Genomic DNA, 24,842 nt, shown 5'->3' with positions numbered 1-24,842 from the left:
ATTTTGTACAAAGATGAGTTTAAAAAAACTATTCTTCAAACTCTTCTTTTAAAATTTTAATGACGTTCTGGACTGTTTCTTCTTCTAAGTCTGTTCTTCTGACTAAGTCGCTAACGTCTAATTCTAAGATACTTTTGGCAGTATCTAAGCCTATTCTACTAAATTCCTTGATGACCCAATCTTCGATTTCATCTGTAAATTCTGTCAATTCTACATCTTCTTCTTCGATGCCATCTCGGAATACTTCTATATTATAACCTGTAAGTTGACCTGCCAAACGGATGTTGTGGCCGCCACGTCCAATAGCTTTGGAAACTTCTTCTGGTTTCAATGTAACTTCAGCATATTTCTTTTCCTCATCCAACTTGATATTAACAATTTTAGCTGGACTTAATGCTCGCTGAATGTACAATTGTGGATTATTAGTGTAGTTAATGACATCAATATTTTCATTACCCAACTCTCTAACTATTCCATGAATTCTTGAACCTTTCATCCCAACACAGGCACCAACAGGATCTATTCTGTCGTCGTAAGTATCCACCGCTACTTTAGCTTTTTCACCTGGAACACGAACTGCATTTTTCACGTTGATTAATCCATCAAAAACTTCTGGTATTTCTTGCTCAAAGAGCTTTTCTAAAAACGCAGATGAAGTTCTGGATAGAATAATCATTGGCTTATTGCCTTTCAATTCTACTTTTTCTATCACTCCTCTAACACTGTCTCCTTTTCTGTAAAAATCAGATGGAATTTGATGTTCTTTTGGAATAATTAGCTCATTGCCTTCATCATCTAATAAAATCACAACATTATGTCTAACATGATGAACTTCTGCGGTATAAATTTCGCCAATAAGATCTTGAAAATATTTGAACGTATTTGTACTATCGTGTTCGTGAATTTTTGAAATTAAATTCTGTCTTAAAGCTAAAATCGCTCTTCTACCTAATTGATAAAGTTTAACTTCTTCAGAAACATCCTCACCAACTTCAAAATCAGGTTCTATTTTTCTAGCTTCTCTTAAAGAGATTTCTTTATTTTCATCTTCAACTTCCCCATCATTAACTACAATTCTATTTCTCCAAATTTCCAAATCGCCTTTATCAGGGTTGATAATGATGTCAAAGTTATCATCCTGACCAAATTTCTTCTTCAATGCATTTCTGAATACATCTTCAAGAATCGCCATTAAGGTTACTCGATCAATTAATTTATCGTCTTTAAATTCTGAAAACGAGTTGATCAAATCGATATTTTCCATATCTCTTACTTGTTAAAATTTATTATCACTTTGGCATCCATGATATCATCATAAGCCAAAGTTGCTTCTTTTTCTACTTTATGTTTGCCTTTTCCTACGGGTTTTGGTTCGCGGGCAACCCATTTTAAAAATATTTCTTCTTCGTTGGCTGTAACCAATTTGGCTTCAATTTTATCTTCTGCAGTTTTCACTGAAAGATTTCTACCTACATTTTTCACAAACTGCCTTGGGAAACGCAATGATTCTGTTGCGCCACACGAAGCAACCTCCAAAGAAAAATCTTCAATTTCACGATCTAAATTATGTTCGATTGCTCGGCTAATATTCACACAATCTGAAATCGACAAATCTCTATCGCCATCTATAATCACCTTGATGTTATTGTCTGATGAAATTTGTAAATCTATTAGAAACAGTGCTTCATCCTCTGCTAAGCCTTGGTTTACCAAGTTCAATATTTGCTCTTGTTCTAAAGCCATTCATTTAGTATAAAAAGAGGGGACTAATTTGTCCCCTCATATTCAAAACTTTGCAAATGTAATAATAATTTATCATTTATAAAAGGGGCATTTTTTTATATTTTTGATGTATTTTAGTATTTCAAACAAACACGATTTACATGAAAAGAATACTCGTACCTACAGATTTTTCTGAACAAGCTGATAATGCACTAAAAGTTGCTGCACAAATAGCAAGAAAGTTTGATGGTGAAATCTATCTTTTGCACATGCTAGATTTACCACTGGACCTTATTGATCCTGTCAATGAAGGTGTTGGAGGTGATTTGCCAGAATCTCTTTTTTTTATGAAATTGGCTCACAAGCGTTTTCTCGAAACCATGAATCGCTTGAGCTATCACATCAAAGACGTAAAAGTTCACGAAACTGTGGAATTTGACGAAGCTTTTGAGGGAATTATGGAAATTGGCAAAAAATACGATTGCGATGTTATCGTCATGGGATCCAAAGGAGCTTCTGGTTTTAGAGAAATTTTTATCGGCTCTAACACTGAGAAAGTAGTGAGGCATTCCAAAATACCTGTTTTGGTGGTTAAACAAGAAACTCCAATTTTCGATGTAAAAAGTTTTATTTTTGCTTCCAACCTAAGGCCTACTAATCGCCAAGCCTTTTTAGCTGCGGTAAATTTTGCTAAAAAACTAGATACTAAAGTGAAACTGGTTAAAATAAATACGCCAAGTCGATTTAAAACAACTGAACAGATCGATGAATTGGCTGAAAAATTCACAGAAAATGTCGATCCAGAATTTTATGAATTTCATGTTTATAATGACAAATCAGTTGAAAAAGGTATTCGGAATTTTGCCTCTAAAGCGAATGCAAATTTAATTGGTATTGGAACTCACGGCCGAAAAGGAATTGAACATTTTATGAATGGAAGCCTAAGTGAAGATTTAGTAAATCATGCCAAAAGACCTGTGGTAACTTTCAAAATTTAACTTACAATAGGGTTTTCTTGATACCAGACTGAATAAATTTCCAGACGTAATTCCAGAACGATTTGGTCTCATCACGTTTTAAATTTTGAATTTTATGTTCAACATCGACATTCTTGTTTTTGACAAAAACATTACTGAGCAAACTTGCAAAACTTCGCTCGGTTCCATTCTTGTTTAAAACTTTAATTTTCAGTTCTTCATAAGCCATATGCAGCGTTCCAGATGCCGAATTGTTTTGACTCGTCATCTTGGAGCGCAATTTATCGATGGAGCCATCAAGTTTCATAGATAAAGCGGGGGCAAAAAAAGAATTTACCGAAGAATCCTCAACACTTTCAATACTTGTTCCTACGAAAAATTGGTTGTTCGTATCCATAGGATTGAAATTATGGCTGAAATTTATGGAGGAGGATTCAGAAAATTTAGCGCTAGCTTTAGTACTTATAATTGCCGTTTGATCTCGTTTGTAATTATGAATATTTGCAATATTGCCATTAATTTCATTGAATTTTATTTCCGCTGGAGTCGCACCACTTCTCAACAATTCTTGATAGGTAATATCCAAACCAGCAACCTGAACAGAATCAATATTTAAATGAAAACCGAGCCCTCTTAAAGCTTCACTATATAATGGCTTAATACTTTTATCATCTGCAATGGTTTTGTCTCTATAAATTTCAAAGTCAGAGTCTTTGATCAAAATTTTATTTGCACTAAATTTTCGAATATCATCATTATTTTCGACACCGAAATTCATAATTTCAACCGTATTTATACTTAAATCCATCCTGTCTTTTTCAGTGGAAATATATTTGATATAGTCTTTTTTTGAATACTTAGGTTGAATCTGAAACTGAGAAATTTCAATATTTCCATCACTCATTTTAAAAGATTCAGATTTCAAATCATGCAAATTATTAATGTCAAAGTCTAATTCTTCACCGGTCATTTCAACAGAATTCAACCACGCCAAATCATCTTGCATCGGCCAAGTCAAATCTTCTGCAATCAGGTTGATGCTTTTTAAACTATAAAGGGTTTTATTCTTGTTTTTATACTGAAAATTCGCATTCTCGATATCTATCTTTTGAATTGTTATTTCTTCATCTAAATTTTCACTTCCTGTTGTAGTTTGAGTTGCTTTCCAAATTACTCCCAAACCATCTGCAGAAATTTTATTGAATTTCAAACTCTTATCGGTCAAATAAGCGATCAAATCAAGGTTAATATCCAATTCTTCAGATTGAATTTCACGCTTGTCATCTATAAATTGAACCGTCTTGAAGCTTATATTTCCGTTCAAAATATTGAAAGTTAAATCTTCGTATTGAAGATTTTCCTGTTGCTTCAATTGGTCTTCTATTTTGTTTTTTATCAAATAATTTGCGGTAAGAACACCTATCACAATTAAAATTAAAAAGACTGCAAAGCGGTAAAGGTATTTTTTCATGCCTAATAAATTAGACGCTGAAATTAATGATAAATTTTAGAAAAGTCGCAAACCATGCTTGAAATTAATCTAGCCGTGCAAAAACAAAACAGGCAATTGACTGTGATAATATTGAGAGCTATTTTTTTGAAAAATGGTATTGAAAATACTTAGGTTTTTAGCGAGAATCAACATGAAATCAAATTCTGAACTAATTTTAAAATCCTTACTTTTTTGATTACAAGTTGTGATTTTCTCAAAACCTATTTCATTGACTATTAGATCAATTTGCTTTTTCGAGCGTTGATGATGGTCTTTGAGCTGGCAGTCGCTTTTCATTTCTAACAAAAGTAAAGATTGATTTTGAACAGCTTCTAAATGCCTTAAAATATCAAAAATTCTATATTCAAAATTAACTGAAAAGTCGGTTGGTAAAACGAAATTAGTTGGTGGTTTAATTTCAGTATTTCCTGGTACCAAAAGCACCGAACATTTTACTTTTGTAATAATGTCTAGCGTTTTTTGATCCAGATAAAAGGAGTTATTTTTATTAGCGGACTGACTATTACCAAGTATAATCAAATCAATTTTTTCTCTACTGATAATTTGACGGATACTTTCTATGTAAGCGCCTTCTACAAATTCTTGGGTGAAAGTAAAATTAGATTTATTCAAATTTTGCAGACGTTCAACTTCTTTGTTCAACTTATTGGTAAAAATAAAATTACATTTCCCAGAACAAGCTCCACCCTCACATGGTTTTTTAACGTGCAAAATTTTAAAATTCACATCTTGATCACGCAACAAAACCATCGCGTAATCTTTCATAAATCTAGATGTTTCAGAAAAATCTGAGAGTAACAATACATTCATAACCCAAAAGTCTGAATGCAAATGTATAATCAAGGCTTTTTTGAAAATATGACAAAAGTCAGATTTCAGAAACTAAAAGTTTGAAAACTATATTTTGAAAAATCAGCGCATTTTAAAAGCAAATTCAGAAGTGCTAACTGATATTTTCCAAAGCTTCAAAATCATTGATTTTAATATTTCTACCTTCTATTTCAATAATGCCTTGTTTTTTGAAAGTAGATAAAGTTCTAATTAAACTTTCTGGAGCGATTCCAGCAACAGCGGCTAAATCGGCCCTAGAAATTCTAATCTGGCTGAGTTTGTTTTTTCTTAAACGTTCTGAAAACAGCAAAATGGTTTGTGCTGTTTTTTTCCTAACTGAACTGTAAGCCATTTCCATGAGTTGGGATTTGGTTTCGCTCAGGGTTTCTCCCATTTCATCAATAAACTCAAACATGACTTGTGGGTTTTGATTGAAAAGCATGCGGACTTCATCCAGAGATATTTCATGAAGCCTTGTTTTTTCCATGGCGGTCGCATGTTCATCAAAACTACCAAATTTGGTAAAACTGATATTGCCAAAAATATCATTGTCTTTATGCAAAGCTGTGATCAATTCTTTGCCGTTTTCGTCGCTGCGATGCGTTTTCACAACACCTCGGTCAATTAAATAAATATTATTTGAAACTTGACCTGCTTCAAAAATAGTTTCCCCAGCATCGAATGTGCGTTGTTCGCTCTTTCTAAGTTGGGATTTTAAAATATCAAAAGACTGCACGCCTTTAGTTTCATCGTTTTTTCTATTATTTAAAATTGCGGTTTTGGCAATTCTACTTTCTATGGCATCGATGAGTTCATTTTCCTCGAATGGTTTAGTAAGATAGTCATCCGCCCCTAAATTCATGCCTTTGCGTATATCTTTATGATCGGTTTTAGCAGAAAGAAAAATAAATGGTGTTTGCCAAGTATCATCGTGTTCAGAAAGAATTTGAAGAACCTGATAGCCATCCATTTCTGGCATCATTATATCACATATAATAACGTCTGGCTTGAAAATAGGCGCTTTGTCAACACCTATTTTTCCGTTAGAAGCTGTTTCTACCACATAATCAGAAAGTTCTAAAATTTCAGCTGTATTTTCTCTTACAGTTTTATCGTCTTCAATTAATAGAATTTTTTTACTCATAAATTTTAGGTATTTCTACAAAAAAAGTTGTTCCGATATTTTCTTCAGTTTCAAAACAAATGTTTCCATTTAGATTTTCCAAATGCACTTTTGCGATGTTCAAGCCAATTCCAGTACCTTGATTTAGCAAAGCATTTTCAGCCCGAAAGTAACGTTCAAATATATGTTTTTGGTCTTTTTTGGGAATGCCAATACCTTCATCTTTAACTTTGAACCTCAGGAGTTTTGAATCGCTTTGGTCAATTTCAAAATAAATGTTGGAATCTTCAGAAGAATATTTAATAGCATTGTTTAGTAGGTTTGACAAAATCAATTCTAAGACGCTTTTATCTTGTTTAATAGTTGTGTCTTCTATTTGTGAAGGGTAAATGATATTTTGCCCGTCTTTCAAAGTAATATTAGCGTTATAAATCACTTCGTTGACCAGATTCACCAGACTAAATTCTTCAAATTTATAGGTGACTTTTCCAGATTCCAAACGTTCTATAGATAAAAAATCATTGAGAATTCCGGTAAGGTAATGGACTTTATTTTTAATAGTATTCAGATGTTTTTCTCGCTTATCTTGTTGTTCGGTTTCAGTGTATTTACCAGCTAAAGTTGAAGAGGTTAGAATCCCACTTAACGGAGTTTTGAATTCATGAGAAACCAAAGACAAAAACTTGGTTTTCAAATCATTGAGTTCTCGTTCTTTATTCAGTGCTTCTCTGGTTTTGGTTTCGGCTTTTTTACGCTTTTGAACTTCAGATTCTAAAGTGCTATTCAGCTTTCTTAGTTTTCCAATACTTTGTTTCAATTCCAAAGTTCGCGACTCTATTTTGCCTTCTAATTCAACGTTGAGTTGCTCGATTTCTTTCTCCTGAACTTTTCGTACGGAAATATCACTAATCAAAGACATAATGTATTTTTCGCCCTGAAAAACAAATGGATTCAATCCAGCTTCTACAGGAAAAACATCTCCATTTTTTCTTCGACCATATAAATCCCTGCCGTGTCCCATTTGTCGTTTTTCTGAATTCTCAACAAAACGTTCTACATGCTTATGATGCGAATTTCGATATTCTTTTGGAATTAAGAGTTCCAAGTGTTGGCCCAAAAGTTCATTCTTTTGATAACCAAACATCAGTTCTGCGGCAGAATTCACCTCAACGACTTTTTGATGCTCGTCTACAACGATCACACCTTCTGAAATACCTTCAAAAAGCAAGTTGAAAATTGCTGAATTGTCTCCAAAATCTTTTATTGCCAAACCTTATTTTTTTTTAAAATCTGTAACCTACATTTATACCCGCACGAAGTACAAAATCAAAATTCCTTTCTGAATTGTAATCGCTGAATAGATTCCTTCCGCCACCAAGATGAGCTTCTAAAATCACGCCTCCACCAGATACAAGTTTATAACCCACACCAAGACCAATGGCTAAATCTGTAATATTTTTGTCTTTTTTACCGCCGTTAATGTCATCATTGATTTCATCTTCAACTTGATTCAAGTTCAAAAATGTCTCTGCAAAAATCCCATCTGCATAGTTATCTGTAAAATAAAATCGGTAAAAACCAGTAAAATTGTATTTGATATTCCACTCGATATAATCGTCAAAAGGCACCATAAGATTCAAGCCTACTCCAGATTCCTGACTGATCAAATACTCGTAAGTAACATCGAAATTTCCCAAAATCATATAACCGATGTTTAGTTTTGGTTCATGAAAATCGGTTGTTTCATATTCATTCTCAGACTGAGCATGGATTCCCAGTGTTGTAAAAATAAATAGAATTAGTAGAATTTTTTTCATAATTGCTTTTTCTGCAAATATAAGTTTTAGTAATTGTTTAAGCTTATAAAAATATGCCTAAGATTACTTAGCTTTGCAAAGTAAATTAAAATCTTTAGTCATCGAAAAATCAGCACACAAAGCCGGATTTGTAAATATTATAGGCAATCCAAATGTAGGAAAATCAACTTTGATGAACGCCTTTGTTGGTGAAAAACTGTCTATCATCACAAACAAGTCTCAAACCACGCGTCATAGAATCTTAGGAATCGTAAATGGCGACGATTTCCAAATGGTATTGAGCGACACACCAGGAATAATTAAACCCGCCTATGAATTACAAAATTCGATGATGAATTTTGTAAAGTCCGCATTCCAAGATGCAGACGTTCTGATTTACATGGTGGAATTGGGCGAAAAAGCACTGAAAGATGAAGACTTTTTCAAAAAACTTCAGCATTCAGAAATCCCGATTTTACTTCTTTTGAATAAAATTGACAAAGGCAATGAAAGCTTGCTTATAGAACAACAAACACATTGGCAGACGCAACTGCCAAATGCCGAAATATTTGCCATTTCTGCTTTAGAAAATTTCGGGGTCGCTGAAGTTTTCAATAGAATTTTGGAACTTTTACCAGAATCACCCGCCTTTTACCCAAAAGATCAACTCACCGATAAGCCCGAGCGATTTTTTGTTAACGAAAAAATTCGTGAAAAAATCCTGATGCACTATAAAAAAGAAATTCCTTATAGTGTTGAAGTTGAAACCGAAAGTTTTCAAGAAACCGAAAATATTATTCACATTAGAAGTGTAATTATGGTAGAACGCGAATCGCAAAAAGCCATAATTTTAGGACATAAAGGCAATGCCATTAAGCGAGTTGGTACAGAAGCTAGAAAAGATTTAGAAAAATTTTTCGATAAGAAAATTCATTTAGAAACCTACGTGAAAGTGAATAAAAACTGGCGCAGCAATCCAAATCAGCTCAAACGATTTGGTTATGACACTAACTAATTATTTTCGCTAATGCTTTAAGCAACTGCTGAGATTGTGGTGCTGCTTTTTGTCGGTTCTGCCGAGCAAAAACATACAAACCAATCCATAACAAGGCAACGAAAGACATCAAAATATAAACCAAAAAATTTGAGTAATCTAAAGTAAGATTTGTGTAAAACCACACAAGCAACCCTATAAAACCTAAGCCTAAAAAAAAGTGAACAAACATAAACATTGTCCACAAACCAGGATCTGGACCAAAGGTGCAATGCAAAATCCCGCCTTTCTTTTTTTGTTCAATTTCTACATGCAAACGCGGTGAATAATAGCGCCGATCAGATTGCGGAATTGATAGCCAAATATGTTCGTCCAAACACTTAATTTTTACAGAATCCAAATTTTTATTTTGTTGATACGCTGAAAGGCGATCGTAAATATTCAAATCGGTAAATTCAATTTTGAATCTTGGTTTGAGTGTGAATTGTTCGTTTAGTTGCTCAACACTTATGAAGTCAGCCATAGCACTTAAATAAAAAATAAAATTACATAAATTTTTCAAATTTTAGCTTTAAAAAAGTATTTCTGCTTTATGTGTAAATAATGACGTAAATTTGCAAATTATTTAAATTACTAATAATGAATAGCATTGTAGCCATAGTCGGAAGACCAAACGTAGGAAAATCGACACTTTTCAACAGAATGATTAAGCGTCGTGAAGCCATTGTAGACTCTGTAAGTGGCGTTACTAGAGACAGACATTACGGAAAATCTGACTGGAATGGTCGCGAATTCACCTTGATTGATACCGGTGGCTACGTTATAGGTAGCGATGATGTTTTCGAAAAGGAAATAGACAAACAAGTTGAATTGGCCATCGATGAATCTGACGTAATTATCTTTGTGGTCGATGTTGTTTCTGGAATCACGCCAATGGATGATGATGTCGCCAAATTACTACGTCGGGTGAACAAACCAGTGGTGTTATGTGTGAATAAAGTCGATTCTAATAAAAACAGAACTGACGCCTTGGAATTTTACAATTTAGGCTTAGGTGATTTTATCACAGTTTCTGCAACAAGCGGAAGCGGCACAGGCGAACTGCTCGATGAAGTGGTCAGCAAACTCCCTGAACGTGAAATTGAAGAAGAAGTAGATTTACCAAAATTTGCTGTGGTTGGACGACCAAACGCAGGAAAATCTTCATTCATCAATGCTCTGATTGGCGAAGAACGTTACATCGTAACTGATATTGCAGGTACAACCAGGGATTCTATAGACACAAGATATAATCGCTTTGGGTTCGATTTCAAATTGGTTGATACAGCTGGTATTCGTCGTAAAGCAAAAGTGAAGGAAAACTTGGAATTTTACTCTGTCATGCGAAGTGTACGTGCCATCGAAAATTCTGATGTTTGTTTAGTAATTATGGATGCCTCCAGAGGTTTCGACAGTCAGGTGCAGAGTATTTTTTGGTTGGCAGAAAAAAACAGAAAAGGAATTGTCATTCTTGTCAATAAATGGGATTTGGTTGAAAAAGAAACCAATACTATGAAAATGTTTGAAGCCAAAATAAGACAGGAAATCTCTCCGTTTGTAGATGTGCCTATTATTTTCATGTCTGTACTCAATAAACAACGTATTTTCAAAGCTATTGAAACTGCTGTTGAAGTTTACAAAAACCGAAGTAATAAAATAAAAACTCGAGTTTTGAACGACACATTATTACCAATTATAGCCAACAATCCTCCGCCTGCTTTAAAAGGTAAATATGTGAAAATTAAATACATCACTCAATTACCGACACCTCAACCACAATTTGCATTTTTCTGCAATTTGCCGCAATATGTGAAAGATCCTTATAAAAGATTTTTAGAAAACAAACTTCGCGAACACTTCAATTTTGACGGGGTACCGATTTCAATATATATGCGTAAGAAATAATCTATTGCAATAATTTCATAGTGTTTAAGAATTTGAGTTATAAATATTGACCGGATTCAAATAGCCATATTTAACTGAAAATAATTAAGTAATCTAAACGTTAATAATGTTCATTATTTGTTTTATTTTCGCCACTAAAGTTGAATTCAATGACTAAAACACAATTTTCATTTTGGAATAAATTATTAGGCTGGTTTGCTTTTGCTGTTGCTTTGATCACATATAGTCTGACAGTAGAACCAACCGCAAGTTTTTGGGATGCTGGTGAATATATTGCCACGTCTGCAAAACTTCAAGTCGGACACCCACCAGGAGCGCCACTTTATCAGATTTTTGGTGCATTTTTTGCCATGTTTGCTTCAGATGGAAGTCAAATTGCCCTTATGGTTAATATGATGTCTTGTGTGGCAAGTGCTTTCGCTATTTTATTTATGTTTTGGTCTATTACTTTAATCTTAAAAAAGCTTACTAAAAAAATAGACGCTTCTGGAAAAGGTTCTGATTTAGCGATTTTAGCCAGTAGCTTAGTAGGTGCGCTAACTTTTACATTCACCGACAGTTTTTGGTTCAGTGCTGTAGAAGCTGAAGTTTACGCCATGGCGGCTTGCGTTATGGCGGCAATGTTTTACATCGGTTTGTTGTGGGAGCGTGATATGCACAAACCTCGTGGAAATCGTTGGCTGATTTTAATTTGCTTACTTATCGGCTTATCTTTTGGTGTTCATTTCATGGGATTATTGACTATTCCTGCTATTGGATTCCTTTATTATTTTAAAAATTACAAAAAAATTACTGTTAAAAATTTCATCTTAGCTAACATCATTGTTATTGGAATTCTGCTTTTTATCTTTAAACTGCTATTACCATATTCCTTAACTTTTTTCGCTAAAACTGAAGTCTTTTTTGTCAATAGCATCGGCTTACCTTTCAACTCAGGAACTATTATCGCTGCTTTGTTAATTATTGCTGGATTTTATTTTGGCTTGAAATACACCAGAAGAAAAGATTATATCCACACCAATACGGTTTTGCTTTGTATTTTATTCATTTTTATTGGCTTTTCGAGCTGGACAATGCTACCAATTCGAGCTAACGCCAGCACCGTCATCAATGAAAATAATCCGAGTAGTGCTCAGCAACTCTTAGCATACTACAACAGAGATCAATATCCAGAAACGCATTTGTTTTATGGTCCACAATTTACAGAAATATTTGCAGGTTTAGATCCTGAAAATCCTTATCTAGATGATAAACCCATTTATGAAAAAGATTATGAAAAGGGTGAATATGTTATCATTAACGATTACAAAAATGCCAGACAAAACTCCGATGCAAGACACAAAACCATCTTGCCTCGAATGTGGAGTACAGAACATGCTGAAAACTATATGATGTTCACTGGGCCACTAGATTTTACAATCAAACCAGAATATGCCGAGGAGAAAGAATTGATGGAAATCGTAAATCAATTTAGAGTTGACTATAGCAAAGGTGAAGTTTCTTATGACGGCTATATTAGTTTTTTAAAACGATTCAGCCAATATCTAAATGTTGACAAACCATCAACATCTGCAAACCTTGGTTACTTATTTGAATTTCAAATGGGCTATATGTATTGGCGTTATTTTATGTGGAATTTCGTTGGTAGACAAAACGACAACCAAGGAAAATACAATGATTTCGATGGAAATTGGTTAAGTGGTATTGACTTTTTAGATGAAAACCGACTCGGCTCTCAACAGAATTTACCGTCAGATTTATCCGAAAACGAAGCAAGAAATACCTATTATTTTTTACCATTAATTTTAGGACTTATAGGTCTATTCTTCCATGCTTCAAAAGACATTAAATTCTTTTGGGTACTCATGGTCTTCTTTTTATTCACAGGTATCGCACTTAAAATTTACCTCAACGAACGGCCTTTTGAACCAAGAGAACGAGATTATGCTTTGGTGGGTTCATTTTATGTCTTCTCAATTTGGATTGGACTTGGTGTCTATGCCATTTTCAATAAACTCAAAAGCTACCTAACCCCAAAAATAGCGGCACCAGTAGTTGGCGTAGTTTGTTTGCTTGCTGTTCCAGCATTATTAGCTTCAGAAAACTGGGATGACCATGACCGCTCAAATCGTTACACTGCATTAGCCATGGCCAAAAAATATTTGGATTCCGTAGAAGAAAATGGAATTCTTTTCACTATTGGTGACAATGATACTTTTGCATTGTGGTACGCCCAAGAAATTGAAGGCTACAGAACAGATGTTCGAACGATTAACACCAGTTTGTTTGCTACTGATTGGTACATCGACCAAATGCGAAGAAAAGCATACGAAAGCGATCCTATCAAAACCACTTTGGAACATATAGATTACCGTTATGGAACCAATGATGCAGTTTGGTTCGAAAAAGATCCTAGAATCAGCGACACAATCAGCGTTAGTCAGTTTATAAAATACATTAAAAGTGATAATAAAACTACCAAGGCTGAATTGCAAAGTGGTCAAGAAGTGAATTTATTCCCTACCAAGAATCTTAGGCTCAATGTTAATAAAGAAAAAGTTCTGAAAAATAACATTGTAAAACCTGAAGATGCCGATCAGATAGTTTCTTATATTGACATCACCTTAGATGGTAATTTGATATACAAAAACAGATTATTGATGCTTGATTTGGTCGCCAACAATGATTGGGAAAGACCGATTTATTTTACTGGTGGAAGTTTTGGTGATGATGATTATTTATGGATGAAAGATTACCTTCAGCTTGACGGTGTAGTTTATAAACTTGTTCCTATTAAAACACCAGTGGATCCAAGAAATCCATTCGACATGGGCAGAATAGATACCGAAAAAATGTACGCTAATGTTATGGAATGGTATTGGGGAAATAGTGGTAGCGATGATATTTATCATGATCCTGAAACTCGTAAAAACGCCATTACATATAGAAGTAACCTAGCAAGGTTGGTTGAAAAGTTAATCGATGAGAAAAAATTCGATAAAGCTGAAAACATCATGGATCTTGCCATGGAGAACATTCCTGTCAAACATTATCAATATTACCAACTTGTCGAGCCCTATATTATCGGTTATTATGAAATCGGTAAAACAGAAAAAGCCAGAGAAGTTTGGGAGCAAGTGGCTACAAATTACCAGGAATGGTTAGATTATTATGCAGAATTGGATTATGAAGCGCAAGTGAAATACGCGGAAAGAATATTTACTGAAATTGAAAAATACAGAAGTCTTGTGGATATTTTAATCATCCAGAGAGATGACGAAATTATGAAGGATAAAGCTGCTGAATTCAACCAATATTTAGAAAAATTCAATCATTTCTTTGGTGAAGAAGAGGAAACATTGGACGAGGAACTTATGGATGAACTTGAAGCAGATAATCTTGAGGATAAAGAAATCGATTCTTCAGAAAACGATATTTTCTCACCAGATCAAATGCCAGTTGAATAAATTTACTTCATATTGAATAATGCATTTTTAAAACGAATATTTCCCAAACGAATTTGGCGTATCGAAACCGATGCGCCAAATTTGTATTTAACCTTTGATGATGGTCCAATTCCAGAAATTACACCTTGGGTTTTGGATTTGTTAAAAAAACATAATGCCAAAGCTACATTTTTCTGTATCGGCGAAAACATCCAAAGTTACCCTGAACTTTTCCAAAGAATTCTGAATGAAGGGCATGCCATTGGCAATCATACATACAATCATTTAAACGGTTGGAAAAACCAAAAATCTACATACCTAAAGAATATTGAAAAGTGTGATCGGCTTATTGAAGCACATCTTACAAAAACAAATTTATTTCGTCCACCTTACGGGAAATGCACATTTAGCCAAGCTAAAGCCCTTTTTGCTCAAAAAAAGAAAATCGTAATGTGGGATATTATCAGTAAAGATTATGATTCGAAAATTTCTAAAGAAAATTGTTTTAAAATCATAAAAAATAATATTCGAAAAGGCAATATTATTATTTTTCATGATAGCCTGAAAGCTGAAGCCAATATGAAATATGCTCTGCAAAAAACTTTAGAAACTTATAAAGATTTTAATTTTAGAAAGCTTGAGATGTAAAAAAGCCATTTCTAAAATTAGAAATGACTTTTTAATTTTTAATCTCAATATTTATAATAATTTCACAAACAAGCCTTCATCGGTTTTATCAACGGTGGCTTGGTCTTTAGCGCGTAAACCTTTGATGGCTTTGTCCCATTTTTTGTTGCTCAATTCAGATTTGTTTTTTATTTCATCTAAGGCTTGAGGCGATTCTGTTTTAAGCATTTCTAAAATCACTTTTTCTTCTTCAGTTAAAGCTACTTTTTTCTGCTCAGGTTTCATTTGTGGAAAGAATAGGACTTCCTGAATGGATGGATTATCCGTTAAAAACATAATCAAACGATCCATACCGATTCCCAAACCTGAAGTTGGCGGCATTCCATATTCCAAAGCGCGAAGAAAATCATGATCGATAAATTCTGTAGCTTCATCATCGCCCTTCTTGGCGAGCTTCAATTGTTCTTCAAAACGCTCACGCTGATCGATTGGGTCATTCAATTCTGAATAAGCGTTTGCGATTTCTTTACCACAAACCATCAATTCAAAACGTTCAGTTAAATCTGGATTATCTCGGTGTGTTTTGCAAAGCGGACTCATTTCCTTTGGATAGTCGGTGATAAAGGTTGGCTCAATAAAGTGCGGCTCACATTTTTCACCAAAAATTTCGTCGATAAGCTTGCCTTTGCCCATTGTATCATCAACTTCTAAATCCATATCCAAAGCTGCTTGACGCAACTCAGATTCTGTTTTGCCAGTGATATCAAAACCTGTATGTTTTTTGATAGCATCGGTCATTGTTACACGTTTGTAAGGTGCTTTGAAGTCTACTTTTTGACCTTTGAAAGTCGCTTCAGTTTTACCGTTCACTTGAATGGCGCAATGCTCCAACAATTGTTCAGTGAAAGTCATCATCCAGTTGTAATCTTTGTAAGATACATAGATTTCCATGGCTGTAAATTCAGGATTATGAGTGCGATCCATACCTTCATTTCTGAAGTTCTTAGAGAACTCATAAACCCCGTCGAAACCACCAACAATAAGCCTTTTCAAATATAATTCATTAGCAATTCTCAAATACAATGGAATATCCAATGCATTGTGATGCGTAATGAAAGGACGTGCTGCCGCACCTCCAGGAATAGATTGCAAAATCGGGGTTTCGACTTCCATATAACCTTGCTCATTGAAAAAATTCCGCATGGCAGTAAACAACTTGGAGCGTTTTTGGAAAATATCTCTCACTTCTGGATTCACCGCCAAATCTGCATAACGTTGTCTGTAACGCTGCTCTGGATCGTGAAAACCATCGTATTCGTTGCCTTCTTTATCTTTTTTTGGCAGTGGCAAAGGTTTCAATGATTTGCTTAAAAGCTTAAAATTTTTGACCATGATGGTTTGCTCACCAACTTGAGTCATAAACAATTCGCCTTCAACGCCTATAAAATCTCCAATATCCAGGAGCTTTTTATAAACATCATTATAAAGTGTTTTGTCTTCACCAGGGCAAATTTCATCTCTATTGAAATACACTTGAATTCTGCCTTCACCATCTTGCAATTCAGCAAAAGAAGCTTTACCCTGAATTCTTCTAGACATCAATCTTCCAGCAACAACAACCTTTTTGCCTTGTTCAAATTCAGATTTTATTTGTTTGGAAGTATGGTCGTATTCAAACTGTTCAGCCGGATAAGGGTCAATGCCCATGGCTCTCAAAGATTTCAGTTTATCTCGTCTGATGCGTTCTTGCTCTGATAATTGCATATTTCGTTATTTTTCGAAGTGGCAAAGATAACGACATTATCAAAATATTTCTGTGCTTGAACTTAAATAAGATACTGATTTTAAGAAATTTTAACCAGGATTTTTGTGTGCTTTGCATTTCACTTTTGAAATAAAACATCTCTCATATATGGATATAAAATAAAATCCACAAAGGTTCTGCTAAACTTGTTTTACCTTTGTATTACAAACAAAAATTCAGAATGAATAAGCAAATCAAAGTTCTAGAATTGGGACAACGCGACTACAAAGAAACTTGGGATTTTCAAGAAGAATTGTTTCAATCTATTTTACAAACTAAAATTAAAAATAGACGAGAGGAACTCGACTTACCCACTGAAAATCATTTCCTTTTTGTAGAACATCCTCATGTTTATACTTTAGGAAAAAGTGGTGATTTGGCAAATTTGCTTCTTGATGAAAAACAATTGGCGGATAAAGGCGCGACATTCTACAAAATTAATCGTGGTGGCGACATCACTTACCACGGCCCTGGCCAAATCGTGGGTTATCCGATATTAGATTTAGAAAACTTCTTTACTGATATTCATAAATATTTACGATTATTAGAAGAAATGGTCATTCTCACTTTGGCAGAATACGGTCTTAAGTCTGAGCGCAGCAAAGGTGAAACTGGAGTTTGGCTTGATGTAGGAACACCTTTTGCTAGAAAAATTTGCGCCATGGGCGTTCGCGCTTCTCGTTGGGTGACTATGCATGGATTTGCCCTAAACGTTAACGCTAATTTAGGCTATTTTGATAACATCGTTCCTTGCGGAATTCAAGATAAAGCCGTGACATCACTTAATGTTGAGCTGGGACAAACTGAAGTTTCCATGGAAGACGTTAAACAGAAACTCAAAAAACACTTTACCGATTTATTTGAAGCTGAATTGACTGAATAATTAGAGTGTTTTTCTGTAAACTAAAACTGCATCGTCGTTGCCTTTAGTCACCAAAATTAATTCATTGGTTTTGCGCATAAATACATCAACTTCAGAAGTTCCATACACTGGAAATCCTGAAATCAATTCGCCTTGATTATCGAAAAGGTAAACTTTCTCTGCCTGCTGATCGACCAAACTAACAAATGTTCGATTGTTATTGAATTGATGCAATTTCGGTGGTAAATACAAGCCATAATCCAAAGATTTCGAAATGCCGTTGATATCAATCGTATTTTCAGAAAAGGTTACCAAATTTTCTGGAGTTGCAGTTATAATGTGGTTTTCAACAAAGCCCATCTCCTCTACTTCAACTTGTCCATCTTCTGAAATCTTGATTAAATTGCCATCAGAATCAGTCCCAACAAAATGACCGTTATGTAAGTGCCATGAATTACCAGATGTTTTCAAATCTTTTTTGATTTTTACTCGCGGCTCTCCAGTTCGATTTAAAATTTTTAAACCAGATTCATTTTCAACCAAAATATAGTCTTTTCGATCTATTCTGATATGTTTTGGCGTATGTTTAATTTGACCTTGGATTTTATAGTTGAAACCTTTCACGCTTTTCCCCTCTTTATTAAACATTTTAATATCATCGTCCTGAACCACTACAAAACGGTAGCGACCACTATCATCATAATCGAATATTGCCAAACCTTGAGTGATTATATTTTGAAATTTCAATGGAAAAGGTTTTACATCATTCCCATTTTTATCTAAAACATACAAGCGATTTTGTGTTGTAAATGCCAACTGAATTCGGGTGTTTTTATAAATATCTAAACTCAAAATTTCACCCACAATACGACTGTCCAGCTCTTTTGTCCAAATGCTTTTGCCATTGGTATCTACCAAATGTAAAACATTGTTTTCGTCCTGAAAAACAATATCTTTTTGCCTGGTGCGCCAATTGGTGAAAAATATCGGTGCCGAACTCAAACTTTTATCAAATTTGAGACGCTTGGTTTCAATAGAATTTGTTGTTGTATTTTCTGAATTCTTTTTTGCCAAACCATTAAAATGTGAAAAATCACCTTCAAAAGTAGCTTGCATCAACACAACATCATACTTTTCCTTTTCAAACTTCTGAAAATTTTCATTGAACTCTGAAGTTGAAAATTTAGATAATTGAGTCATAAAATGCGTTGTATTTCCACCCCAAAACATATTTGCAGTATTTCCCAATTCTTCAGCAGTGTTTTGAAATGCAACAGATTGACTCATCACCGAACCGTTTTTGATGTTGATCAGCGCATTTTCTAAAATATCCTGACTTTGTGCAAACAGAAAATGTCCATCGTACAATGTAAAATAGGACAATTTGTAATTTGGTAAAAGTGGTGTGAAGTCTGCGAAAATATTTTCCGGATCGAATTTATAAATTTTTTCATTTCTAAATTCTGCTACTTCTTCACTAAAACCTCTCAGAGAGTCTAATATTTTAGTGGAGCTTCTACTGACCAAATCATAAACCAAGTCAGATTCCAGCTGAATCAAACCAACTTCATTCACCGACTGAAATAAATTGTTAAACTTTATATCGGTTGAATATTTCAACTCCTGACGCTTTTCTTGTAATTTTTCAAAATCGCTAAAACTCAAACTCAAAAAACCAACGGCAGAATTTGGGGTAACTTCATGAATTCGATAAGGTTTCGGCTTATTATTACTGAATAATTTCAGTTTGTCACGAGAAGCTTCTGATAAAATTACACCACTCCAACGCAATTCATCAGGATCTAAATCTAAATCCAAACTCAACCAACTCCCCAAATCTTTAAAAACCACAGGACTGAAATCTTTCAAATCATTTTCCCATAAACGTTTTGTGTTTTCTAAGTCAATAAATAATGAAGTTTCTCCAGTAGCGGCTTTATAAGCTTTGTAGAAACTCTCATTGAATTTGAATTGATTATTATAGGAGCGAATCACGTTTTCAACAATTATTTTAGATTCTGAAGTCACACGAATTTGCTCGAGAACCGTGGAGTAAAATTGTTGCTTTTCAATATTAAATTCTGTGATTTCCTTGCCTGCGTATTCAATAATTTGACCTCTACTGAGCTGAACAGAATCCATCTGAAACGCATTGTTTTCAATAATTAAAGTTGAAGCCAAATCTCTTTCGCCAAGAGGTGTAATCGCTAAAATAGCTCGACTAGTTTGGTTAAAATGCTTCAGGAATTCAAAGTTTTCCTTCAAATCTTGAAATACAGGCAAATCAAGATTTGCTTTAAAAAAATCATTGTTCTGAAAGCTCGTCAAACTTTCGCTTAAATCTTCAGATTCTAAAATCAATAGAGATTTTGGCGGTATAAAATTAACACTTTCACCTTGTTTTTCAGACTTATCGAAATCACAAGATTGGCAAATCACCACAGCGATAAGAATTAAAAGCAAGTGTTTCATAGTTGAATTTATTTTTTGCAAAATTAGTTTGAAAACTGCAATTTACGAATTTTAAATCAGGGATATTTATTCTAAATTTAAGTAAAATTGTTCCGGCAGTAATCTAAAACTTCTTCTATGATATTTAGTAATTCCATAGGTTCTGATGGCTTCGCGATGCTTTTTGGTTGGATAGCCTTTGTTTTGCGCCCAACCATACATCGGATATTCTTCATGAATTTTCATCATAAAAGCATCTCTTGCCGTTTTGGCCAACACTGAAGCCGCGGCAATACTCAAAAATTTTGCATCGCCTTTGATGATGCATTCGTGTGGAATATTTACGTAAGGCTTGAACCTATTGCCATCTACCAAAATACATTCTGGTCGAGTTTTTAAATCATCAATAGCACGATGCATAGCCAAAATTGAAGCATTTAGAATATTGATGCTATCTATTTCTTTCATATCAACATGTGCAATCCCAAAAGATTCTGCTTCAGATTTCAAAATATGTTCTAATAAATCACGTTTTTTTAGTGACAACTGTTTAGAATCGTTTAGGATTTCATTAGAAAAATCAGGTTTTAAAACAACGGCTGCAGCTGTAACAGGTCCAGCTAGGCAACCGCGGCCGGCTTCATCTGTTCCGCATTCTAATCTGTTTTGTTTAAAGAATTTCTTTAGCATAATTTGAAATGTGGTTTCAAAAATATTAAAATCTAAAAGCAAATGGTATTAAGTCTGATATTAAAAATGAAACTAAACAAAAAATGATACTTTTGCGAAAGTTTTTAAATCACGAATGAAGGTATTTTCAATATTTATTTTTGTCCTTTTAGTTGCAATTTCAGCACCAGCACAAGACCTGAAAATTGACAAACGAAGTAGAGCAAACACTAATCGTAGCAATAATAACGATGAGCGTGGTGAAAATATGCGGTCTGTAAAAGATGGCCGAAAAAAACCACATATTTCTAAATACAAAATTATCAGTATTGAAAACGACACTACTTATGTGGATACAACACTGAATATTCACAAAGATTACAAATACAACTATCTTAGAAAAGACGATTTTGAGCTTTTACCATTTTCAAATATTGGCAGACCTTATAACCGCTTAGGTTACAATTTTGAAGATTTATCGCCCTTACCAAAATTTGGTGCAAGAGCAAGACATTTCAATTTTATGGAAGTTGAAGACATTCATTATTATGAAGTGCCGACACCTTTTACAGAATTGTATTTTAAAACCGTTTTGGAACAGGGTCAAAATGTTGATGCACTTTTTACGACCAATATAAGACCTAACCTCAACCTTTCTATTGCTTACAAAGGTTTGCGTTCGCTAGGTGTCTATCAAAACGATTTAACAAGCACAGGAAATCTAAGACTTGGCTTGAACTACAGAACGCCAAACGACCGATATTATGTGCGCTCTCATTTTGTAGCACAAGATCTAATGAATCAAGAAAATGGTGGTTTAACAACGCGTTCCGAGCAACAATTTAAAGACCAAATTGAAGAAATTGACAATCGTGCCGCTGCTGATGTTCAGTTTCAGGATGCTGAAAATATGTTGGATGCCAAAAGATTTTATTTGAATCAATTTTATAAAATTAGAAAAGGGAATGATTCTACCCAAAATGGGCAGATTCGCTTGAAACATGTTATGGATTTCACAGATAAAGAATACAGTTTCAACCAAGCTGAAGCCAGTCCAGTTTTCGGTTCAAGCTTTGAAAATTCTAACTTATCGGACGAAGTTGAATATCAAAATGTTTCTAACACATTCACTTTGTCTTATTTTCAAAATCACTTAGGAAAAATTGGCTTCAAAGCTGGTCATTCTCATCTTAATTATGGATATAGGTCAATTGTAGTTAGAGAAGATGAAACGATTCCTAACCGCATTAAAACCGATATCATCAGTTTAGGCGGAACTTATCATAAATCTATCAAAGATTTCCTTATTGCTGGTGATGTAACTTACAATATTTCTGGTGATTTTGACGGTTATAATATTCAAGGAAAAGCGAGCTATAAGCCAAGCGATTCGTTGGAGATTTCGGCTGGAATTCAGCTGAATTCCAGTGCGCCAAATTATAATTTCATATTGAACCAAAGCGACTACCAAAATTACAATTGGTACAATCCAAATCTGGAAAATGTCAATACACAGGTTTTAGATTTCAAGGCTGAATCCAAAAAATTTGGTTGGGCTGAAGCCAGTTTGACACAAATTGACAATCACGCTTATTTTGCGTTTACCAACGATGTAGAAAACCCTGCAATGGACAGTTTGGTCAAACCTTTTCAGGCGTCTGACCAAGTGCGATATTTAAAAATAAAAGCGGGAAAAGATTTCAAATATGGGCACATGAACCTTGCCAATACGGTAATGTATCAAAATGTAATGAATGCCGAAAATATTTTCCCCGTACCAGATTTTGTGACACGGAATTCGCTTTACTATGACAACTATTTATTCAAAAGAGCTTTGTATTTGCAAACTGGTTTTACGTTCAATTATTTTACTGAATTCCAATCCAAAGCCTACGATCCAGTTTTGGCAGAATTTGCCATTCAAGACCGTGAAATGCTCGATGGATTTTATACTGTAGATTTTTTCCTAAATGCGAAAGTTCAAGAAGCCAGAATTTTCTTCAAACTTCAGCATCTGAATAGTTTATTTGAAGGTAATAGTAATTTTTCTGCACCAAGTTATCCCTATCGAGATTTTGTGATCCGTTTCGGTTTGGTCTGGAATTTCTTTTTATAAATTTAAAATAAATGGATGTAAAAATCGCTTTACTTAGAGGCATCAACGTTGGCGGAAAACGCAAAATCCTGATGGCTGATCTTCGGCAATTATTAGAACAATCAGGTTTTGAAAACCCAAAAACCTATATCCAAAGCGGCAATGTGGTGTTCAAAAATGATTCTGAAAATTCTGAAATTGCAGAAAAAATTGAACAAAGCATAGCTGGAACTTATGGTTTTGAAGTTCCTGTAATTGTAAAATCCGCTAAAGATTTTGAAAAAATAGTTGATGAAAACCCTTTTAGAGAAATCGGAGCAATTGAAAACTTGCATCTGACTTTCCTAAAAAAGAAACCCTCAAAATCTGATATTGAAAACATCCAAACTTTCAATTTTCCAAACGATAAATTCATCGTAAATAACGATTGTATTTATTTGTATTGTCAAGGTCCTTACCACAAAACCAAACTTTCCAATACGTTTTTTGAGAAAAAATTAAGCACTGGAACGACCACAAGGAATTGGAAAACCACGCTCAAATTGTTAGAAATCGCAAATTCATTTTGAATTAAATTTCGTTACTTTTGAAAAATCAAATTCAAGACAATGAAACAATACCATGATTTAATTCAGCATATTTTAGAGCACGGCACACAAAAGGGCGACCGCACTGGAACTGGTACTAAAAGTGTCTTTGGTTACCAAATGCGTTTTGATTTGGCTGAAGGATTTCCACTGGTCACTACTAAAAAAGTGCATTTGAAATCTATTGTTTATGAGTTGTTGTGGTTTCTGAAAGGCGATACCAACATCAATTATTTGAAAGATCATGGCGTCAAGATTTGGAATGAATGGGCTAATGAAAACGGTGATTTAGGTCCAGTTTACGGTCACCAATGGCGCAATTGGAATTCTGAAGACATCGACCAAATCAAAGATTTGATTCACACGTTAAAGCATAATCCAAACAGCCGTAGAATGTTGGTTTCAGCTTGGAATCCAAGCGTAATGCCAGACACAAGTCAATCTTTTGCACAAAATGTTGCTGACGGAAAAGCAGCCTTGCCGCCTTGCCATGCTTTTTTTCAGTTTTATGTCGCAGATGGAAAATTGTCTTGCCAGTTGTATCAGCGTAGCGCTGACGTATTTTTGGGCGTGCCGTTCAATATTGCATCTTATGCATTGTTCACCATGATGATTGCACAAGTTTGCAATCTGGAAGTCGGTGATTTTGTCCATACGTTTGGTGATGCGCACATTTATAACAATCATTTTGAACAAGTTGAACTCCAATTGTCACGCACACCTAAACCATTGCCGATAATGAAACTGAACCCAGAAGTCAAAGATATTTTTGATTTCAAGTTTGAAGATTTCACACTTGAAAATTATAATCCGCACCCACACATTAAAGGAAAAGTCGCAATTTAAAAAACTAAGGTTAATTATAAATTTTTAAAGGCTGATTTCACTTTGAAGTAATTAATGATTAGCTTTTACTCATTTAATTTCAGTTCAAAAACTTCATCATCAATTATCAATGTTTTTATCTTTTCGTTTTTATCAAAACTAGGTATAAACTGAACAAAAATTGTTCTTGTTTTATTTGGTTTCAATTTTTGTTGAAATCTTTTATTTGTTGAAGTAAACTTCTTTGCCATCACCACACCATCCACTTTATGCAATGCTGAGTTTTGGTCACGAATAAAAAACTTTTCAAAATCAATGATTTGAATTTTTGAAGAATTATTTTTGAATTCAAATACAATAGAAATAAAGCGTCTACCTTTTTTGGCTATTTCAGTATATCTACCGTGATCTTTGTCGATAGTTCTTTTTTTGTTCATTCCTAATAACCTAAACTCAACATCTTGATTATAATCATAAAAAATATTTTTGTCATGAACAGGTCTGAAAACACAAGATACAAAGCAAAATGACAGCAAAATTAAAAAGAGTCTTTTCATTTTATATATTTTAGAAACA

The 24,842-nt window shown here is 34.2% G+C and carries 21 protein-coding genes; 9 read left to right on the top strand and 12 right to left on the bottom strand.

The genetic code is table 11. From position 1 onward, the window contains the following. Positions 1-28: 28 nt before the first annotated feature. Both nusA and rimP read right to left on the bottom strand, forming a co-directional pair. Positions 29-1,264, bottom strand: coding sequence for a transcription termination factor NusA (gene nusA, locus EIG86_RS02815; RefSeq protein ID WP_127844631.1), 1,236 nt, complete (start codon positions 1,262-1,264; stop codon positions 29-31). 5 nt (positions 1,265-1,269) lie between these two features. Beyond that, entirely contained in the window at positions 1,270-1,743 is a 474-nt protein-coding gene (rimP, locus tag EIG86_RS02810) for a ribosome assembly cofactor RimP (RefSeq protein WP_127844630.1), read from the bottom strand. Positions 1,744-1,883: 140 nt separating this feature from the next. Between rimP and EIG86_RS02805 the strand changes: the two genes are divergently transcribed. After that, positions 1,884-2,720, top strand: coding sequence for a universal stress protein (locus tag EIG86_RS02805; RefSeq protein ID WP_127844629.1), 837 nt, complete (start codon positions 1,884-1,886; stop codon positions 2,718-2,720). Position 2,721: 1 nt separating this feature from the next. Here the strand turns inward: EIG86_RS02805 and EIG86_RS02800 are convergent, their stop codons facing one another. From EIG86_RS02800 to EIG86_RS02780, 5 genes are all read right to left on the bottom strand, one after another. Beyond that, the gene (locus EIG86_RS02800) at positions 2,722-4,170 is read right to left on the bottom strand and encodes a hypothetical protein (protein WP_127844628.1); all 1,449 of its coding nucleotides are present in this window, start codon (positions 4,168-4,170) and stop codon (positions 2,722-2,724) included. A gap of 69 nt (positions 4,171-4,239) precedes the next feature. Next, positions 4,240-4,977, bottom strand: coding sequence for an adenine nucleotide alpha hydrolase family protein (locus EIG86_RS02795; protein ID WP_240032164.1), 738 nt, complete (start codon positions 4,975-4,977; stop codon positions 4,240-4,242). 178 nt (positions 4,978-5,155) lie between these two features. Further along, positions 5,156-6,187 (bottom strand): response regulator, encoded by a 1,032-nt coding sequence (locus EIG86_RS02790; protein ID WP_127844626.1) that lies wholly within the window; start codon positions 6,185-6,187, stop codon positions 5,156-5,158. Next, positions 6,180-7,430, bottom strand: coding sequence for a PAS domain-containing sensor histidine kinase (locus tag EIG86_RS02785; protein ID WP_192901701.1), 1,251 nt, complete (start codon positions 7,428-7,430; stop codon positions 6,180-6,182). Before EIG86_RS02785 ends, EIG86_RS02790 begins: the two co-directional genes overlap by 8 nt. A gap of 19 nt (positions 7,431-7,449) precedes the next feature. Beyond that, entirely contained in the window at positions 7,450-7,983 is a 534-nt protein-coding gene (locus EIG86_RS02780) for a hypothetical protein (protein ID WP_127844624.1), read from the bottom strand. A 73-nt stretch (positions 7,984-8,056) separates the two neighbouring features. Here EIG86_RS02780 and era point away from each other — a divergent pair, with 73 nt between their 5' ends. Further along, positions 8,057-8,977: a GTPase Era gene (era, locus tag EIG86_RS02775; protein WP_127844623.1), complete on the top strand. Its 921-nt coding sequence runs from the start codon at positions 8,057-8,059 to the stop codon at positions 8,975-8,977. Here era and EIG86_RS02770 read toward each other — a convergent pair. Continuing rightward, complete coding sequence (locus EIG86_RS02770; RefSeq protein WP_127844622.1) at positions 8,970-9,479, bottom strand: hypothetical protein; 510 nt, start codon at positions 9,477-9,479, stop codon at positions 8,970-8,972. The two genes, era and EIG86_RS02770, sit on opposite strands and share 8 nt — an antisense overlap. 116 nt (positions 9,480-9,595) lie before the next feature. Between EIG86_RS02770 and der the strand changes: the two genes are divergently transcribed. From der to EIG86_RS02755, 3 genes are all read left to right on the top strand, one after another. Then, the gene (gene der / locus EIG86_RS02765) at positions 9,596-10,900 is read left to right on the top strand and encodes a ribosome biogenesis GTPase Der (RefSeq protein ID WP_127844621.1); all 1,305 of its coding nucleotides are present in this window, start codon (positions 9,596-9,598) and stop codon (positions 10,898-10,900) included. Positions 10,901-11,049: 149 nt separating this feature from the next. Continuing rightward, positions 11,050-14,367 carry a glycosyltransferase family 117 protein gene (locus tag EIG86_RS02760; RefSeq protein ID WP_127844620.1) on the top strand — a complete coding sequence of 1,106 codons (3,318 nt, stop codon included), beginning with the start codon at positions 11,050-11,052 and terminating at the stop codon, positions 14,365-14,367. Positions 14,368-14,379: 12 nt separating this feature from the next. Beyond that, a complete protein-coding gene (locus EIG86_RS02755; RefSeq protein WP_317129904.1) occupies positions 14,380-14,994 on the top strand; it encodes a polysaccharide deacetylase family protein in 615 nt (204 codons plus the stop codon). A 51-nt stretch (positions 14,995-15,045) separates the two neighbouring features. Here EIG86_RS02755 and lysS read toward each other — a convergent pair whose 3' ends face one another. Beyond that, positions 15,046-16,737 (bottom strand): lysine--tRNA ligase, encoded by a 1,692-nt coding sequence (gene lysS, locus EIG86_RS02750; RefSeq protein ID WP_127844619.1) that lies wholly within the window; start codon positions 16,735-16,737, stop codon positions 15,046-15,048. A 221-nt stretch (positions 16,738-16,958) separates the two neighbouring features. On the opposite strand from lysS, the gene lipB reads away from it, so the two are divergent. Further along, positions 16,959-17,660: a lipoyl(octanoyl) transferase LipB gene (gene lipB, locus EIG86_RS02745; protein ID WP_127844618.1), complete on the top strand. Its 702-nt coding sequence runs from the start codon at positions 16,959-16,961 to the stop codon at positions 17,658-17,660. Here the strand turns inward: lipB and EIG86_RS02740 are convergent, their stop codons facing one another. Both EIG86_RS02740 and EIG86_RS02735 read right to left on the bottom strand, forming a co-directional pair. Beyond that, positions 17,661-20,111 carry a hypothetical protein gene (locus tag EIG86_RS02740; RefSeq protein WP_240032163.1) on the bottom strand — a complete coding sequence of 817 codons (2,451 nt, stop codon included), beginning with the start codon at positions 20,109-20,111 and terminating at the stop codon, positions 17,661-17,663. 66 nt (positions 20,112-20,177) lie between these two features. Beyond that, complete coding sequence (locus EIG86_RS02735) at positions 20,178-20,780, bottom strand: ribonuclease HII (RefSeq protein ID WP_127844617.1); 603 nt, start codon at positions 20,778-20,780, stop codon at positions 20,178-20,180. Positions 20,781-20,895: 115 nt separating this feature from the next. Between EIG86_RS02735 and EIG86_RS02730 the strand changes: the two genes are divergently transcribed. The 3 genes from EIG86_RS02730 to EIG86_RS02720 are packed head-to-tail and all read left to right on the top strand — an operon-like array spanning position 20,896 to position 24,287. Then, positions 20,896-22,875: a putative porin gene (locus EIG86_RS02730; protein WP_127844616.1), complete on the top strand. Its 1,980-nt coding sequence runs from the start codon at positions 20,896-20,898 to the stop codon at positions 22,873-22,875. Between the two features lie 11 nt (positions 22,876-22,886). Continuing rightward, positions 22,887-23,423, top strand: a complete 537-nt coding sequence (locus EIG86_RS02725) for a DUF1697 domain-containing protein (protein ID WP_127844615.1) — start codon at positions 22,887-22,889, stop codon at positions 23,421-23,423. Between the two features lie 39 nt (positions 23,424-23,462). Continuing rightward, positions 23,463-24,287 (top strand): thymidylate synthase, encoded by an 825-nt coding sequence (locus tag EIG86_RS02720; RefSeq protein WP_127844614.1) that lies wholly within the window; start codon positions 23,463-23,465, stop codon positions 24,285-24,287. Positions 24,288-24,352: 65 nt separating this feature from the next. On the opposite strand, the gene EIG86_RS02715 is transcribed toward EIG86_RS02720, so the two are convergent. Then, positions 24,353-24,823 carry a hypothetical protein gene (locus EIG86_RS02715; protein WP_127844613.1) on the bottom strand — a complete coding sequence of 157 codons (471 nt, stop codon included), beginning with the start codon at positions 24,821-24,823 and terminating at the stop codon, positions 24,353-24,355. Between the last annotated feature and the right edge of the window lie 19 nt (positions 24,824-24,842).

Origin of the sequence: Psychroflexus aestuariivivens (genome assembly GCF_004010055.1) — a bacterium.
Classification (GTDB): Bacteria; Bacteroidota; Bacteroidia; order Flavobacteriales; family Flavobacteriaceae; genus Psychroflexus; species Psychroflexus aestuariivivens.
The sequence above is the reverse complement of the archived record's forward strand: the minus strand, read 5'-3'. Positions and strand labels throughout refer to the sequence as shown.

Bases quoted from the DNA above. Each gene is read 5' to 3' on its own strand.
- nusA (WP_127844631.1), bottom strand. From the start codon at position 1,264: ATGGAAAATATCGATTTGATCAACTCGTTTTCAGAATTTAAAGACGAT.
- rimP (WP_127844630.1), bottom strand. From the start codon at position 1,743: ATGGCTTTAGAACAAGAGCAAATATTGAACTTGGTAAACCAAGGCTTA.
- EIG86_RS02805 (WP_127844629.1), top strand. From the start codon at position 1,884: ATGAAAAGAATACTCGTACCTACAGATTTTTCTGAACAAGCTGATAAT.
- EIG86_RS02800 (WP_127844628.1), bottom strand. From the start codon at position 4,170: ATGAAAAAATACCTTTACCGCTTTGCAGTCTTTTTAATTTTAATTGTG.
- EIG86_RS02795 (WP_240032164.1), bottom strand. From the start codon at position 4,977: ATGAAAGATTACGCGATGGTTTTGTTGCGTGATCAAGATGTGAATTTT.
- EIG86_RS02790 (WP_127844626.1), bottom strand. From the start codon at position 6,187: ATGAGTAAAAAAATTCTATTAATTGAAGACGATAAAACTGTAAGAGAA.
- EIG86_RS02780 (WP_127844624.1), bottom strand. From the start codon at position 7,983: ATGAAAAAAATTCTACTAATTCTATTTATTTTTACAACACTGGGAATC.
- EIG86_RS02770 (WP_127844622.1), bottom strand. From the start codon at position 9,479: ATGGCTGACTTCATAAGTGTTGAGCAACTAAACGAACAATTCACACTC.
- der (WP_127844621.1), top strand. From the start codon at position 9,596: ATGAATAGCATTGTAGCCATAGTCGGAAGACCAAACGTAGGAAAATCG.
- EIG86_RS02760 (WP_127844620.1), top strand. From the start codon at position 11,050: ATGACTAAAACACAATTTTCATTTTGGAATAAATTATTAGGCTGGTTT.
- lysS (WP_127844619.1), bottom strand. From the start codon at position 16,737: ATGCAATTATCAGAGCAAGAACGCATCAGACGAGATAAACTGAAATCT.
- lipB (WP_127844618.1), top strand. From the start codon at position 16,959: ATGAATAAGCAAATCAAAGTTCTAGAATTGGGACAACGCGACTACAAA.
- EIG86_RS02740 (WP_240032163.1), bottom strand. From the start codon at position 20,111: ATGAAACACTTGCTTTTAATTCTTATCGCTGTGGTGATTTGCCAATCT.
- EIG86_RS02735 (WP_127844617.1), bottom strand. From the start codon at position 20,780: ATGCTAAAGAAATTCTTTAAACAAAACAGATTAGAATGCGGAACAGAT.
- EIG86_RS02730 (WP_127844616.1), top strand. From the start codon at position 20,896: ATGAAGGTATTTTCAATATTTATTTTTGTCCTTTTAGTTGCAATTTCA.
- EIG86_RS02725 (WP_127844615.1), top strand. From the start codon at position 22,887: ATGGATGTAAAAATCGCTTTACTTAGAGGCATCAACGTTGGCGGAAAA.
- EIG86_RS02720 (WP_127844614.1), top strand. From the start codon at position 23,463: ATGAAACAATACCATGATTTAATTCAGCATATTTTAGAGCACGGCACA.
- EIG86_RS02715 (WP_127844613.1), bottom strand. From the start codon at position 24,823: ATGAAAAGACTCTTTTTAATTTTGCTGTCATTTTGCTTTGTATCTTGT.